At 74.6% G+C, this 14,775-nt stretch carries 10 protein-coding genes; 2 read left to right on the forward strand and 8 right to left on the reverse strand.

Translation table 11 applies throughout. The features are described 5' to 3' along the window. Positions 1-26: 26 nt before the first annotated feature. From dpgD to ACFU7Z_RS03695, 8 genes are all read right to left on the reverse strand, one after another. Positions 27-827, reverse strand: coding sequence for an enoyl-CoA-hydratase DpgD (gene dpgD, locus ACFU7Z_RS03660; RefSeq protein WP_049652977.1), 801 nt, complete (start codon positions 825-827; stop codon positions 27-29). Further along, positions 827-2,266: a benzaldehyde dehydrogenase gene (locus ACFU7Z_RS03665; RefSeq protein WP_049652975.1), complete on the reverse strand. Its 1,440-nt coding sequence runs from the start codon at positions 2,264-2,266 to the stop codon at positions 827-829. The genes dpgD and ACFU7Z_RS03665 overlap by 1 nt, the downstream gene beginning before the upstream one ends. A 77-nt stretch (positions 2,267-2,343) precedes the next feature. Next, a complete protein-coding gene (locus ACFU7Z_RS03670) occupies positions 2,344-4,008 on the reverse strand; it encodes a thiamine pyrophosphate-binding protein (RefSeq protein ID WP_074004755.1) in 1,665 nt (554 codons plus the stop codon). Then, positions 4,008-5,228: a (3,5-dihydroxyphenyl)acetyl-CoA 1,2-dioxygenase DpgC gene (gene dpgC / locus ACFU7Z_RS03675; protein WP_117490415.1), complete on the reverse strand. Its 1,221-nt coding sequence runs from the start codon at positions 5,226-5,228 to the stop codon at positions 4,008-4,010. Before dpgC ends, ACFU7Z_RS03670 begins: the two co-directional genes overlap by 1 nt. 85 nt (positions 5,229-5,313) lie before the next feature. Then, positions 5,314-6,024 carry an enoyl-CoA-hydratase DpgB gene (dpgB, locus tag ACFU7Z_RS03680; protein WP_049658312.1) on the reverse strand — a complete coding sequence of 237 codons (711 nt, stop codon included), beginning with the start codon at positions 6,022-6,024 and terminating at the stop codon, positions 5,314-5,316. Positions 6,025-6,071: 47 nt separating this feature from the next. After that, entirely contained in the window at positions 6,072-7,202 is a 1,131-nt protein-coding gene (gene dpgA, locus ACFU7Z_RS03685; protein WP_074004753.1) for a 3,5-dihydroxyphenylacetyl-CoA synthase DpgA, read from the reverse strand. Between the two features lie 173 nt (positions 7,203-7,375). Next, positions 7,376-10,123, reverse strand: a complete 2,748-nt coding sequence (locus ACFU7Z_RS03690; RefSeq protein WP_380775719.1) for an AAA family ATPase — start codon at positions 10,121-10,123, stop codon at positions 7,376-7,378. A gap of 173 nt (positions 10,124-10,296) precedes the next feature. Then, the gene (locus ACFU7Z_RS03695) at positions 10,297-12,006 is read right to left on the reverse strand and encodes a 2-isopropylmalate synthase (protein WP_380775726.1); all 1,710 of its coding nucleotides are present in this window, start codon (positions 12,004-12,006) and stop codon (positions 10,297-10,299) included. Positions 12,007-12,619: 613 nt separating this feature from the next. On the opposite strand from ACFU7Z_RS03695, the gene ACFU7Z_RS03700 reads away from it, so the two are divergent. Together ACFU7Z_RS03700 and ACFU7Z_RS03705 are read left to right on the forward strand one after the other, a co-directional pair. Beyond that, positions 12,620-13,714, forward strand: a complete 1,095-nt coding sequence (locus ACFU7Z_RS03700; RefSeq protein ID WP_181970733.1) for a sensor histidine kinase — start codon at positions 12,620-12,622, stop codon at positions 13,712-13,714. Further along, on the forward strand, positions 13,686-14,387 hold the full coding sequence (locus ACFU7Z_RS03705) for a response regulator transcription factor (RefSeq protein WP_049659142.1): 702 nt from the start codon (positions 13,686-13,688) through the stop codon (positions 14,385-14,387). The genes ACFU7Z_RS03700 and ACFU7Z_RS03705 overlap by 29 nt, the downstream gene beginning before the upstream one ends. Positions 14,388-14,775 lie beyond the last annotated feature (388 nt).

Below are 14,775 nucleotides of genomic sequence, written 5' to 3' on the forward strand. Positions count from 1 at the left end.
GCCTCGTCGTTGCCGTCACTGTCGCGTCAGGTGCCGGTCCACTCCGGTTCGCGCTTCTCCAGGAAGGCCAGCGGGCCCTCCTCGGCGTCCCGGCTGTGCATCCGGCGCTCCTCCCAGACGTAGCGGGTGGCGAAGGACTGCTCCAGCGGCGTGGTGAGGGCCTTGGCCGCCGCCTCCTTGACCGCGCGGACGGACAGCGGGGCGCAGCGCAGGATGTCGCGCACCCAGCCGTCCACGCAGTCGTCCAGCTCCCCGGCCGGCACCACGTCGTTGACCAGCCCGTACTCCAGCGCGCGCCGGGCGCTCAGCCGGCGGCCCGTCATCAGGTGGCCCAGCGCGGCCCGGTAGGGCAGCTGCTGGGCCAGCCGGAACACCCCGCCGGCGCCGGCGATCAGGCCGAGCTTCGCCTCGGGCAGCGCGAAGACGGCGTCCTCGGCGGCGACGATGATGTCGCAGGCCAGCGCCAGCTCGAAGCCGCCGCCCATGGCGAAGCCCTGGACCCGGGCGACGACCGGCTTGGAGAGCGCGAACCGCTCGGTGAGCCGGGGGTAGCCCGGCTTGCCCCGGCTGCCGAAGGTGGAGGTGGCGGTGCCGGCCCTGACCCGTTCGGCCAGCTCCTTGAGGTCCTGGCCGACCGAGAAGGCCCGGTCCCCGGCGCCGGCCAGCACCACCACCCAGACCTCGGGATCGGCCTCGACCTCGTCCCAGATCCCGCACAGCTCCTCGTGCATGCGCAGGTCCATCGCGTTCAGCACCTCGGGCCGGTCGAGGGTGACGTACCCGACCCGGCCCTTCCTCTCGTACCGCACCCGTGTCGGCTCGGCCATCAGAACGGGTACCTCGCCGGGGTCTCGCGGACGGTCAGCCACTGCCACTGGGTGTACTCGTCCCAGCTGTGCTCGGAGCCGTGCCGGGTGCCGTTGCCGGAGGCGCCGCGGCCGCCGTGCGGCACGTGGGCCTCGTCGTTGATGGTCTGGTCGTTGACGTGGACCATGCCGGTGCGCAGCCGGTCGGCGATCGCCCGGCCGCGCCGTACCGAGCCGGTCTGGACGGCGGCGGTGAGCCCGTACGCGGTCCGGTTGGCCAGTTCGACGGCCTCGTCGTCGTCGGCGACCACGGTGACCGGGGCGACCGGCCCGAACACCTCCTCGGTGAAGGCGGGCATGTCGGGGGTGACACCGGCCAGCACCGTCGGCTCGAAGAACGGGCCGCGCCGGGCGCCCCCGGCCAGCACCACGGCGCCGGCCGCCACCGACTCGCGGACGATCCGCTCGACCCGGTCGAGCTGCCGCTCGCCGATGACCGGGCCGAGGTCGACCTCCTCGCGGAAGGGGTCGCCGAGGCGCAGCTTGCGGGCGCGGTCGGCGAGCAGCTCCAGGTACCGGTCGGCGACGGCGCGGTGCACCAGGTGGCGCCCGGCGGCCATGCAGATCTGGCCCTGGTGGAAGAAGGAGCCCCAGGCCCCGGACGAGGCCGCGGCGTCGAGGTCGGCGTCGTCGAGGACGATCAGGGCGTTGTTGCCGCCGAGTTCGAGCGAGACGCGCTTGAGCATGCCGCCGGCGACCGCGCCGATCCTGGCCCCGACCTCGCTGGAGCCGGTGAAGGCGATCATCGGCACGTCGGGGTGGCGGACCAGGGCCTCGCCGACCTCGGCGTCGCCGGGCAGGACCTGGAGCAGCCCGGCGGGCAGGCCCGCCTCCTCGAAGAGCCGGGTGATCACCCGGCCGCCGGAGACCGGGGTGTGCACGTCGGGCTTGACCACCACGGCGTTGCCGAGGGCCAGCGCGGGGGCGACCGCGCGCATCGCCAGCACCAGCGGCACGTTCCAGGGGCTGATCACGCCGACCACCCCGAGCGGCACCCGGCGGGCGAAGCTCTCCCGGCCCGGCTCGGAGGCCAGCAGGTGGCCGTTGGGGCGGGTGGGCAGCGCGGCGGCGGACCACAGCTCGTCCAGGACGGCGCCGACCTCGAAGTCGGCCTTGCCGCGCACCGATCCGCCCTCGCGGACCAGCAGGTCGACGATCTCCTGGCGGTGGCGCTCCAGCACGGCGGCGGCGCGGCGCATGACGGCGGCGCGCCCGGTCGGCGGGGTCGCCGCCCAGCCGGGCTGGGCCTGCGCGGCGGCGGCCACGGCGGGGTCCACGTCCGCGGCCGCGGCCAGCGAGACCACGGCGATCGGGCGCCCGGTGGCGGGCTCCCGTACCTGGAGCTCGCCACCGGAGAGTGCCGGGTCGAGCCCGGCGTCCAGCTGAATGAGACCGCTCATCGCGGCCACCTCCCTTGTCAGTGGTTCGGCCCCGACGAACGGCGTACCGGGGCGTGTCCGTCGGGCACGCCCCCGGTTCAACGAGGCGGGGTGTGCCCGGTGATGGGCACGTCGACCAGGAGCGGCGCGGTCGCGGACGCCGACTTGGCGACGATCTCGGTGAGTTCGGCGGGGTGGGAGGCCCGGACGGCCTCGATGCCGAAGAACTCGGCGGCGGCCCGGAAGTCCAGCCGGTGGCGCCCGCTGTCCGGGCCGAAGGCCAGGTCCAGGCCGAGGTAGCGCCCGCCCCGGGTGGAGCGGCTGTCCCAGGTGTCCAGGGTCTCCTTGAGGGTGCGGTACTCGCCGTTGTTCATCACCACGAAGGTCACCGGGACGCGGTAGTGGCCGGCCGCCCACAGGCCCTGGAGGCCGAACATCGCGCAGCCGTCGCCGAGCACGGCGACCACCGGGCGGCTGTCGTCGCCCATCCGGCGGCCGACGGCGGCGCCGATGCCGTGGCCGAGGCCGCCGCCGACGGTGTGCAGGTACGAGCCCGGGCGGTCCTGGCGGAGCACCTGGCGCAGCCGCAGGCCGGTGGTGATGGCCTCCTCGACCACGACGGCGTCCTCGGGCAGTCCGGCGGCCACGGCGTGGGCGGCGGCCAGCGGGTCGAGCGGGCCCGGTCCGTACGCGGCGAGCGCGGCGCGGTCGGTGGCGGCCCACCCGGCCGCCGCCCGCCGGCCGGCGGCGGCGGTCCGCTCGGCGGCCCGCGGGACGCGTCCGGCGAGCTGCTCCGCGAGGGTGGCCAGGGAGGGCCGCAGCGCGCCGTGCAGGCCCAGTCGGACGCCGAAGTTGCGGCCCAGTTCGGCGGCGTCGGCGTCCAGTTGGAGGACGGTGGTGGTCTCCGGGATCGGCGAGCCGGGGGTGTAGTGGTGGGCCATGAAGGCGTGGGTGCCGACGATCAGGACGGTGTCGTGGGCCGCCAGGGTCTCCCGGATCGCGGCGTGGGTGGCGCCCAGCATGCCGCCGTACAGCGGGTGCGAGGTGGGGAAGTCCAGGTTGTCGTTCATCGGCTGGTGGTACGTCACCGCGCCGAGCGCCTCGGCGAGCGCGGTGAGTTCGGCCACCGCGCCGTCGCGGCCGACGGCGTCCCCGGCCACCAGGGCGGGGCGCTCGGCGGCGGCCAGCAGCCCGGCGGCGGCGGCGAGTTCGGTGGCCGGGCCCTGCGGGGCGAGGGTGGAGCGGCCGGGCATCTCGACGTCGACGTCCTCGGTGAGCAGGTCCATCGGGATGGACAGGAACACCGGCCCGGCGGGGGCGCGCCGGGCGGCGGCGAAGGCCCGGGTGAGCATCAGCGGCAGGTCGTGGGCGTGCTGGACGTCGAAGGTCTGCTTGACCGCCGCGGAGGCCAGGCCGATCAGGTCGCCCGAGAGCATCGGGTCGAAGGCCAGGTGGCGGCGGTCCTGCTGACCCGCGGTGACGACCATCGGGGTGCGCGAGCGGCTGGCGTTGAGCAGCCCGACCAGGCCGTTGGCGAGGCCGGCCGCGATGTGCAGGCTGACGAAGGCGGTGCGGCCGGTGGCCCGGGCGTAGCCGTCCGCCATGGCGACCACCGAGCCCTCGTGGGCGCCGAGCACGTAGTCGATGTCCCCGGCCGCGCTGAGCGCGTCGGTGAAGGGCAGTTCGCTGGTGCCGGGGTTGCCGAAGACGGTGGTGACGCCCTCGGCCCGGAGGATCTCCAGCATCGCCTCGACCGGGCGCATCAGGCGTCCTTCGCGGGGCGGCGGGTCCAGGACGCGCCGACCTTGGCGATCACGTCCAGCCCGTACAGCCGCAGGGCCTGCTGGAGGGCGAACTCGGCGAGGTAGTGGCGGAAGGTCTCGACGGGCTCCTCGGCGTGGTGGAGCATGTGCCGGTTGGCGACCACCGCGGGGCTCGCCAGCCGGGCGGCGGCGGCCTCCACGGCCGCGTCCATGGCCCTGGGCTCGACCACCTCGTCGAACAGCGCGGCGGCGTCGGGCTCGCGGGCCCGGATCTTGCGCCCGCCGAGGATGACCTGGCGGGAGACCCGGCCGCCGGCGAGCCGGGTGAGGCGCAGGTTGCCGAGGCCGGGGACGATGCCCTCCTGGGCGGCCGGCAGGCTGAAGTAGCTGTCGGCGGCGGCGATCACGTGGTCGAAGACCATCAGCAGCTGCGCCCCGCCGCCGATCGCGAAGGTGTCCACGGCGGCCACCCAGGGCTTCTCCAGCGTGCGCTGCGGCCACGCGCGGTCGTCGTCGACCAGCAGGCCGCGGTAGATCTTGCTGATGTAGCCGATCTCGCGGCGCATCAGGAAGTCCGCGTACGAGATGGTGCCCTCGTGCAGCTCGGTGAGGTTGATCCCGGCGCTGAACACCCGGCGGCCGAGGTAGCGCCGGTGGGTCATCTCGCCGCCGCGCAGGACGCCGACCTCGGTGGCCGGGTCGAGCAGGACGAGGTCCACCGCGGTCTCCATGTCCTCGACATGGGCGTTGGTCTCGGCGTTCAGGCAGTGGTCGTTGTGGACGGTCACGTGGGCGGTGCCGTCGCGGCGCTCGATCCGGACCACGCCGAGGTCGGCGCTGCCGGTGCGGCTGAACTCCGGGAGCAGGGCCAGCGCCCGCTCGGTGGGGCGCAGCATCGCGTCGATCAGGTGCCGGCCGCACTCGGGGTGGGCGAGGACGGCCTGGAGGAAGATGCCCTGGTCGATCTCCAGGCCCTCCTTGTCGGCCTGCCGCAGCCCGTGCTCGGCGGCCAGCTGCGCCTCGCCGGGCACCAGGCCGGGGTGGCGTTCCCCGGCCCGGCGCAGCAGCTCGTCCAGTCGCAGGTGGACGGTGCGCTCCTCGGTGAGCGCACCGTAGACCTCTGCGACGTGCTCCCGCAGGAAGCGCTGCCGGGACAGCCTGGCCTCCGGGGCGGTGTCCACGCTGCGCGCGGTGTCCAGGGTGAAGACTGGGACGGTCATGACAGCTGTTTCCCTCGGTGGGTCGGGTACGGGTCGGGTCGGGCGCCGGCCGGCCCGGGCACGGGACGGTCGGGCGCCGGACGGGTCAGGCCCGGTCGGCGGACTGGTTGCGGAGCGTCCGGTCGCAGGCCGCCAGGTGGGCGCCGAGCGACTCCTCGAAGCTGGTGGTGGTGGCGTCCAGCAGCAGCCGGCGGCGGATCGCCAGCTCGCCGCCGACCAGCCCGCCGAGCAGCGCGCCGGCGCTCTCGACGGCGGCGGCGACGCCCGCGCGGTCCTCGACGACCCGGTCGAACAGACCCAGCTCGGCGCCCTCCGCCGCGGTGACCTCGGTGCCGAACAGCACCAGGCGGCGGGCGCGGGCGACGCCCAGCTGCTGGACCAGGCGGTGGACGGCCATGCCGGGCCACAGCCGGCCGGCGGTGACCGCCGGGCTCAGCCGGGTGTCCGCCGTGGCGATCCGGTGGTCGGCGGCCAGCAGCAGGTCCAGCGCCGGGCCCGCGCACTCGCCGGCCGCGACGGCGAGGACGCCGGCCGGGACGCGCTCCAGGCGGCGCAGCGCGCGCTCCCACTTGTTGACCAGGTGGATGCCGACCTCGCCGGGCCAGGCCTGCTCGCGGACGCCGGCCGTCCCCTCGACGTGCAGCACGGCGAAGGTCGCCCGGTCGGCGTCCTCCAGCTCGTCGCAGACCTCGACGACCTGGCCGATCAGCTGCTCGGTCAGCGGCGCGGAGCAGTCGATCAGGACGTGGCGCCCGGCCGACCCGGTGCGTTCGGGAAGCAGTTCGCTGACGGACATGGGAATTCCTCTTTCGGAAGGTGCGGGCTGTGTCTGGTGCATTCCGGTCAGTACCGGACGAGGGCCGTCTCGATGGTCGATCCGGGGCCCATCGTCATGAAGACCCCGAGGTCGCCGGGCCGGACCTGCCCCTCGGCCATCAGCCGCTCGTAGGAGAACAGGAACGAGCCGCTGGAGAGGTTCCCGTAGTCCCGCAGCACCCCGGTGGTGTGCCGGACGTCGTGCCGGGTCAGTCCGAGGTTGATCTGGACCGAGTCGATGACCTTCTTGCCGCCGGAGTGGACGATCCAGTGGGCGATGTCGCTGCGCCGCAGGCCGGTGTCCTCCAGCAGCCTGTCGACGACGAGTTCGGCGTGCGCGCCGACCACGTACGGCACGTCGCGGTCCAGGAAGAAGCTGAACTTGCCCTGGTCGTCGTCCCAGTCGTAGCGCATCGCGTCGACGGCCTCGGGGATGATGCGGCTGGAGAACTTGAGGACGGTCGGGCCCTCGGCCCGCACGCCGCTCTCCGGGCGGTCCAGCAGACCGTCCGGGTCGGCCATCAGGATCACCGCCGCGGCGCCGTCGCCGAACAGGCTGTTGACCACCGCGGTGCGCATGGTGCCGTCGAAGACGTAGGCCGCCGAGCAGGTCTCGACGCAGACCATCAGGGCCGGCCGCCCGGGGTTGGCGGCGGCCCAACCGGCCACCGCGGTCAGGCCGTTGAGCCCGGCGTTGCAGCCCATGCCGACCACGTCGAGCCGGCTGGTCCGGACGTCGAGGCCCAGTTCCTTGATCAGGTGGGCGGAGAGCCCGGGGGTGAGCAGACCGGTGGTGGTGACGCAGCAGATGTAGCCGATCTCGGAGAGGTCGAGGCCGGTGCGGGCCACGCACTCGCGCACCGCCCGCGCACCCGTCTCCACGCCCGACGCCCGGTGCTTGCGGAGCAGTTCGCCCTGGGTCTCCATCCGGCGCCCGCCGTCCGGCCCCTCCGGCGGGAGAATGAGGAAACGGCGGTCGATCGCGCTGTTCATGAAAAGCGACCGAATGCGCTGGTCGGTTATCCCGAATATGTCGAGGATATCGCTCTGCGCATAGGAGTCCGGCGGGTTCGCGGTGGCGATGCCGATGATCCGGGGCAATGCCCCGTCCTGTTCCGCGAGCGGTGGCACGTCCTTCTCTGACAAGGTCAGCGCCATGTCGCCCCCCTTTCTGGAAAATTCCGGCCATGGACGACTGACAGACGCATTCCAGCAGGGGCGGACCCGCTCGAACACCCCGGTCCGCCCCTTAGGGCCCCCTGTCCCGGCGGGGCCCCCTGCCCGGCCCCGCCGGGGCTCGACCAGGGGCCCGCCGGGGGCCCGGCCGGGGCTCAGCCGGCCCGGGTCAGCGCGCCCATCGCCGTGGGCAGGTCGACCCGGGAGCTGACCCGCAGCTTCCGGTAGGCCCGGGTCAGGTGCTGCTCCACGGTGCTGACCGTCACGTACAGCCGCTTGGCGATCTCCCGGTTGGTGTAGCCGTGCGCGGCCAGCTCGGCGACCCGGCACTCGGCGTCGCTGAGCACCGCGTCGGACACCGCCGGGGCGCTCTCCCGGGCCGACTGGTCGCCGCCGCTGCTCCAGCCGAACTCCACGCCCAGCAGCCGGGTGAGCGGCTGGGCCTGGCACTCCTCGGCCAGCATCCAGGCGCGGCGGGCGGTGAGCCTGGCCCGGCGCAGCTCGCCCAGGTCGTGGTAGGTCCTGGCCAGGTCGGCGAGCGCCCGGGCCAGCTCGTACCGGTCGCCGGCCTCCTGGAGCACGTCCGCGGCCTTGCGCAGCAGGGCCGGGCGCTGGCGCAGGTCGCCGGTGGCGGCGAGCTGGCGCATCGCCACGCCCCGCGCCCGCGGCGCGCACTGGTCGACCATCGCGAGCTGCTCCTCCAGCAGGCGCCGGGCCCCGTCGCGGTCGCCCAGCTGGAGCATCGCCTCGGCGGCCTCGCCGCGCCAGGCGACCAGGCCGGGCACGTCCAGCCCCCACTGGCGCATCAGCTCGCCGCAGGCGAGGAAGTCGCCGAGCGCGGCGTTCAGGTGGCCGGTGGCCAGCTGGTACCGGCCGCGGGCCTGGAGGTAGTGGAGGCCGTAGCGGCTCTGCAGCATCGCCTCCGGGACGGGCAGGTTGAGCTGGTCGGCGGCCTCGTCGTGGCGGCCCATCGCGGTCAGCGCGGTCAGCAGGCTGGCCAGCGCGCCGCCGACCGCCACCCCCCAGCTGCCGGCCGGGATGATCTCCAGCGCCTGCCGGGCGTACCGCTCGGCGCCGGGCAGGTCGCCCTGCCGGACGGCGATCTCGGCCCGGATGGTCGCCAACCGGGCCTGGCGCCCCGGGGACTGGCGGGCGGCCGCCTCCGCGATCAGGCCGTCGCACCAGGGCGCGGCCCGGTCGGCCCGGTCGCCGTAGGTCAGCGCGAGCAGCGCCGACTCGACGGTGTCCATGCCCGTCTCGTCCAGCCGGGAGGTGCGCAGGATCCGCTCGGCCTCGGCGACCGCCTGCTCGGACGGGCCGCGGCTGAGCACCGAGTCCAGCGCGGTGGCCGCCTCCAGCCGCCAGCTGACCGCGGTGGACGGCGCCGGGCGCGGGTCCGGCTCCTCCTCGGCGGACGGCACGTGCGCCAGCAGCGGCGCGTACCAGCAGCGCAGCCACGGCCGGGTGGTCCGCAGCTCGGCCGCGGTCTCCGGGTCGTGCGGGCCGCTCTCCAGGCCGAGCCTGGACAGCACGTCCCTGGCCTCCTCGAAACGGCCGTGCCACAGCAGGGCCTTGGCGAGCACCAGGCCGTCGCTGGGGCGCAGGTGGCCGCGGTGCAGGGCGGTGGCGAGCTCGGTGAGGTGCGGGGTCGGGGCGCCCGGGTTGATCCGCCACTCGGCGCGGACCAGGGCGGTCCTGATCCGGGCCAGCCGGGGCCCGTCCGCGCAGACCCGGCAGGCCAGCCGCAGGTACTCGACGGCCTGGCCGACCCGGCCCTCGGCCAGCGCCAGCGTGGCGGCCTCCTCCAGCACGGGGACGGTCCAGGCCTCCTCGACCCGCCCGGAGGCCAGCAGGTGCTCGGCCGTCGCGGCCGCGGCGCCCCCGCCCGCGTGCAGCAGTCCGGCGGCCCTGCCGTGCAGTTCGGCCCTGCGCTCGGAGCCGGTGTCGAGCAGCACGGCGGCCCGGGCGGCCGGGTGGCGGAAGCCGTCGGGGGCCAGCAGGCCGCAGTCCGCCAGCTCGCGCAGGCCGCGCGCCGCCTCCGCGCCGTCCACGCCGAGCAGCCGGCCGACCCCGTCCGGGGCGCCGAGCACGGCGAGCGCCTGGACGAGCGGGAGCAGCCCGGGGGCGCTCCGGTGCAGCAGGTCGCGCACCGCCTGCCCGTAGCCGTCGGCGACGGCCAGCCCGCCGTCGGCGGTGCCGGCCCGCACCGCCGCGAGCTGGCCGTCGAGCAGGGCGGTGAGCAGCAGCGGGTTGCCGCCGCTGATCCGGTGGCAGTCGGCGGCGAGCCGGTCGGCGGCCTCCCGGCCCAGGCGCTCGGCGACCAGCCGCTCCACACCGTCGGGGGTGAGCAGGGGCAGGACCAGGCTGTGGCAGCCGGGGCGGCGCAGCAGCTCCTGGTGGAACTCGGCGGTGCGGTGGGCGGCCCGGCCGGAGCGGCCGAGGACGGCCATGATCCGGGAGCGGCCGAGTCGGCGGGTCAGGTGGGAGAGGCAGGCCAGCGAGTCCGGGTCGGCGTGCTGGACGTCGTCCACCACCAGGGCGAGCGGCTGCCGTTCGGCCAGGTCGAGCAGCAGCGCGCTCAGTTCCCGGGCGGCCGACTCCCGCCGGTCCGGGCCGGCCGCGAGCAGTTCGCGGACGGCGGCCCGCTGCTCGGCCGGCACCGGGGCGCCGCGCAGCAGCTGGCCCAGCACGCCGAGCGGCAGGCCGGTCTCGGCGGCCGACCCCACCGCCGTCAGCGGCAGGACGCCCGCCCCGGCCGCCTGCTCGACGAACTCGTCCAGCAGGGCGCTCGTTCCGGTGGCCGCCGGGCCGCTCACCACGGCGATCCGTCCCCTGCCCCCGACCGCCTCGGTCAGCAGACCGGCCAGGAAGGCCAGGTGCTCATCGCGTTCGACCAGCATCATTGCTCAGACTTTCTCTCGTGCGTACGTGCGGGTGTGGGTGGGGGAACCGGCTGCGTGGGACTCAGCGGTGCTCGGGTGGTGCTGGGTGGTGCTCGGTGCTGCTCCGGGGCTCCCGGTGGTGCCCCGTCGGTGGGTCTGTGGTGGGCCCAGCTGGTGTTCGGGCTCAGCGGTGCTCAGCGGCGCTCGGCGGGGAGCGGGGCGGCGCCCTGGGCCCGGGCCGGCTCCGGTGCGGGCGGGTCCGGTTCGGCCGGGCCCTGGCCGGCCCGGGCGGCGGCGGCCCGGATCGCGGAGAAGGCGGCGGCGTGCAGGCCCGGGCCCCGGCCGAAGCCCCAGGCCGGCCCGTCGGGGAAGGCGCAGCGGGCGTAGACGGCGGCCTCCCGCCCCGGGTCCGCGGACTTGCCCTCGGGGCCGGTGTGCCGGACGTCCCGGACCTCGACGCCCCAGGGCGCCAGGGTCGCGCCGAGGCTGCGCACCTCCTCCGCGCGGACCGTGCCGTCCGCGCTGGCGGGGCCGGCCCCGTCGACGAACAGCTCGGTGGGGACCGGCGCGTGGCGTACGGCCAGCGGCTTGGTCTCGTCCGCGGTGGACCGGTACTCCCGCTCGAAGAGCCGGCCGATCCGGTCCGGCGCGACCTCGGCGCCGGTGGCCTCGGCGACCGCCTGCACGGTGCGGGCGAACTCGATCTGCAGCCCGCGCGGCAGGTCCAGGCCGTGCCGTGCACTCATGACGTGGGCGACGCCGCCCTTGCCGGACTGGCTGTTCACCCGGACCACCGCCTCGTAGCCGAGGCCGAGGTCCTGCGGGTCGATCGGCAGGTACGGCATCCGCCAGGCGCGGTCGCGCGGGCTCTCGCCGGCGGCGGCGGCCTCGGCCTCCAGGGCGGCGAAGCCCTTCCTGATGGCGTCCTGGTGCGTGCCGGAGAAGGCGGTGTGGACCAGTTCGCCGCCGTAGGGGTGGCGGGGGGAGACCGGCAGTCCGGAGCAGTGCTCGACGGTGCGGCGCACCCGGTCGATGTCGGAGAAGTCGATGCCCGGGTCGACGCCCTGGGTCAGCAGGTTGAGGCCGAGGGTGACCAGGCAGACGTTGCCGGCCCGCTCCCCGCCGCCGAACAGGCAGCCCTCGACCCGCTTCGCCCCGGCCAGCAGGGCCAGTTCGGTGGCGGCCACCCCGGTGCCCCGGTCGTTGTGCGGGTGGATCGACAGGCAGCGGTACTCGGGGCGGGAGAGGGTGCGGTCCAGCCACTCGATCTGGTCGGCGAACACGTGCGGCATCGAACGCTCGACCGTGGCCGGGAAGTTCAGCACGATCTCGCGGCCCGGGCCGGGCTCCCAGAGGTCCATCACCGCTTCGCAGACCTCGACGGCGAACTCCGGCTCGGTCTCGTTGAACAGCTCCGGGGAGTACTGGTAGCCGACCTCGCAGTCGCCCAGCAGCCGCTCGGTGTGCCGCATCATCGACCGGGTGCCGCGCAGGGCGAGGTCGACGCACTCCGGCCGGCCGATCCCGAGGACGAGGTCGCGGAAGAGCGGCGCGGTCGCGTTGTACACGTGGACGGTGGCGGCGCGGGCGCCGCGCAGGCTCTCCACGGTCCGTTCGATCAGCTCGTCGCGGGCCGGCACCAGCACCGAGACGCGGACGTCCTCGGGTATCCGGTCCTGCTCGATCAGCATCCTGACGAAGTCGTACTCGTCCTGGCTCGCGACCGGGAAGCCGACCTCGATCTCCCGGTAGCCCATCGCCACCAGGAGGTCGAACATGGCGAGCTTGCGGGCCGGCGTCATCGGGCGGGCCAGTGCCTGGTTCCCGTCCCGCAGGTCCGTGGAGAGCCAGCGCGGCGCCGCCGTGGGGGTCCGGTCCGGCCAGGTGCGGTCGGGCAGGGTCATCGGGACGAACGCCTGGTAGCGCCGGGGCAGCCGGTCAGCCTTCACGGTCTGGTTCCTCACAACTGTTTCTTGTTGCGAACATGCGGGAAGTACTGGTCTTGTTGCGGACATGCACGAAGTGATGCTCTTGTTGCGGACATGCAGGAAGTACCGGTCGATTGCGGACGTCCTGTGAACGTCACGCTAGAGAGCCGCCGTAGTCCCGGACAACGGTCTCGCCGGCGCTGTCGGCCCATCCGCGCCGGAGGGATGAGCGGGGGGTATCGAAGGGAGTAGTGGACACTCCACCCCCGGGCCACTCCGCTCCGGCCCCGGTACCACCGGCGGTCCCTCCGCCCGCGCCCGGCCGGGTGGCGGCCGGCACGACGGGACGACTTCCGGCCACCTCCGCCGTCCACTTCTTCACGGCGCGGCCGACCCCCCCTTTGTCACCGGTCCCGGCATTCCGGCCACGCCTTTGAACTAGTTGAAGATTCGAACACGCTCGACCGGCGAGGGGGCCTCCCGGAGGCCATCTTCACGCCCTCGAATTCGCACGGCGTTCTGGTATCTTGACCCCGCTTGGCCAAGGCGACACGGGGGCCGGCACGTGACCGGTTTGGAGAAGGCAGCCTTGACGACTCGCCAACAGGTGGCGGACCTGATCGAACAACGCACGCCCGAGATAGTCGAGGCCTACGAGGCCTCGCTCCGGGCGGCCGGCAACGCCATCGCGCAGAGCCCGGCCTCGCTGGACCAGGCCCTGGCCACCGCCCGTCAGATCGTCGCCGACGTGGTCACCAGCCTGCGCGTGGGGCAGGTCGAGGTCGACCAGACGTGCAAGCTGCTGGCCTGGGACGTCGGCGCGACACGCGCGGCGGACGGGGTCCACCCCCGGGAATCCGTCCAGGCCTCCTCGGCCTTCTTCCACGCGGCGCTGTCGACGATATTCAGCCACCTTCCGCCCGGATCGAGACAAGTCGACACCCTCACCCTGATCACCCTCGCGCTGGAGCGCGGTGTCGCCCTGCGGATCCGCGAGTCGGTGGCCGCGTACACCGGGTTACTCGTCGACAAGATCCACGAGGCGCAGCTCGACGAGCGGCGCCGGATCGCCCGCGAGCTCCACGACCGGATCGGGCACGGCATGAGCGTGACCCACCGCCAGCTGGAGCTCTACACCCTCTACCTGGACAAGCAGCCGGACCGGGCGAGCGTCAAGCTGGCCACCGCCCAGCAGGCCATCCAGGAGTCGATGCACCACCTGCGCGCGGTCACCTCCGACCTGCACACCCGCCAGCCGTTGAAGAGCCTGGAGAAGGCCCTGCTCAACGACCTGGAGTCGCTGGGCCCCGACGGCGTGGCCGCCCGGCTCCGGGTGAACGGGGACGAGGCCTGGGCTCCGCCGGAGGTGCTCGACGAGGTGTTCCTGATCCTCCGCGAGGGCGTCCGCAACTCCCTGCGCCACGCCCGGGCCACGGTGCTGCTGGTGAACGTCGAGATCACCCCCAACGAACTCCGCGCCACCGTCGAGGACGACGGCTGCGGGCTGCCGCAGGAGCGGCCGGCCGACGCCGGCGTCGGCCTGTCCTCGATGCGCGAGCGGGCCGAACTGCTCGGCGGCCGACTGCTGGTCAACAGCCGTCCGGACAACGGCACCAGGGTGGATCTCTCGGTACCTCTCAAAGGACGGCTCCTCGATGAACCCGCGCGACGCCGTAGCTGCTGACCCCGCGTCCGCCACCACCCGCGTCGCCCTGGTCGACGACCACGCGCTGGTCCGCGAGGGGGTGCGCGAGATCCTGGAGTCGCAGGACGACATGGTGGTGGTGAGCGAGGCCGCCAACAGCGGCGACGCCATCGCCCAGGTCGCCCGGCACCGGCCGGACGTCGTCCTGCTGGACGTCGAACTCCCCGACGGCGAGCCCACCGACACCGTCACCAGGATGCGGGCGCTCTCGCCGTCCTCGCAGATCATCATGCTGTCCATGTACGACGGCCCCCAGTTGCTCCGACGGCTCATCAACGCCGGCATCCGGGGCTACCTGCTGAAGAGCGTGTGCGGCGACGAGCTGCTCGCGGCGGTCCGCAGCGTCCACCGCGGCTCGGACCGGATGGTCCTGGCCGTCTCCCGGGACAGCCTGGCCCGGATGCAGGGCATCACCGAGAACGTGCTGTCCGCCCGGGAGCTGGAGATCCTGGAGCTGGTCGCGCAGGCGCTGAGCAACGGCCAGATCTCCACCCGGCTGACGATCACCGAAGCCACCGTCAAGCGCCATCTGCGCAACGTCTTCGCCAAGCTCGGCGCGGTCTCCCGGATCGACGCCGTGAACAAGGCGATCGCCGCCTCCCTGATCGCGCCCCCGCACGACCAGTCCTGCCACCGCCACCGGGCGGGCTGAGACCTCCTCCGCACGCTCCTTCCCGACTCCCCCGCGCGGCCGGCCGGCACCCCGCCCGGCACCCCGCCCGGCGCGCCGCCCCGCGCAACCGGTCGGCCCGGGCGCACCGGTCGGCCCGGGCGCACCGGTCGGCCCGGTCGGCCCGGTCGGCCCGGTTCCAAGCCTCGCCGCGGCCGGCCGGGGCCTCAACCCCTGCCGACCACCTACCGCCCCTGCACCCCGACGGCCGGACCCGCGCTCCACCCCACCGGTGCTCCCGCCCTTCTCCGCCGAGGCGCCGGTCCGTACCGGCATGCGGAGGCCGGGGAATCGGGGGGGGGAATTCAGGGCCGGAGCGGATTCGACGGCCATGAGGAACTTCTCCCCGCATCCACCGCCGGCGGTGGCC

Source organism: Kitasatospora sp. NPDC057518, from assembly GCF_042802075.1.
In the GTDB taxonomy this organism is placed as follows: Bacteria; Actinomycetota; Actinomycetes; order Streptomycetales; family Streptomycetaceae; genus Kitasatospora.

Coding starts and splice junctions, on each gene's coding strand:
- dpgD (WP_049652977.1), bottom strand. CDS start 827: ATGGCCGAGCCGACACGGGTGCGGTACGAGAGGAAGGGCCGGGTCGGG.
- ACFU7Z_RS03665 (WP_049652975.1), bottom strand. CDS start 2,266: ATGAGCGGTCTCATTCAGCTGGACGCCGGGCTCGACCCGGCACTCTCC.
- ACFU7Z_RS03670 (WP_074004755.1), bottom strand. CDS start 4,008: ATGCGCCCGGTCGAGGCGATGCTGGAGATCCTCCGGGCCGAGGGCGTC.
- dpgC (WP_117490415.1), bottom strand. CDS start 5,228: ATGACCGTCCCAGTCTTCACCCTGGACACCGCGCGCAGCGTGGACACC.
- dpgB (WP_049658312.1), bottom strand. CDS start 6,024: ATGTCCGTCAGCGAACTGCTTCCCGAACGCACCGGGTCGGCCGGGCGC.
- dpgA (WP_074004753.1), bottom strand. CDS start 7,202: ATGGCGCTGACCTTGTCAGAGAAGGACGTGCCACCGCTCGCGGAACAG.
- ACFU7Z_RS03690 (WP_380775719.1), bottom strand. CDS start 10,123: ATGATGCTGGTCGAACGCGATGAGCACCTGGCCTTCCTGGCCGGTCTG.
- ACFU7Z_RS03695 (WP_380775726.1), bottom strand. CDS start 12,006: ATGACCCTGCCCGACCGCACCTGGCCGGACCGGACCCCCACGGCGGCG.
- ACFU7Z_RS03705 (WP_049659142.1), top strand. CDS start 13,686: ATGAACCCGCGCGACGCCGTAGCTGCTGACCCCGCGTCCGCCACCACC.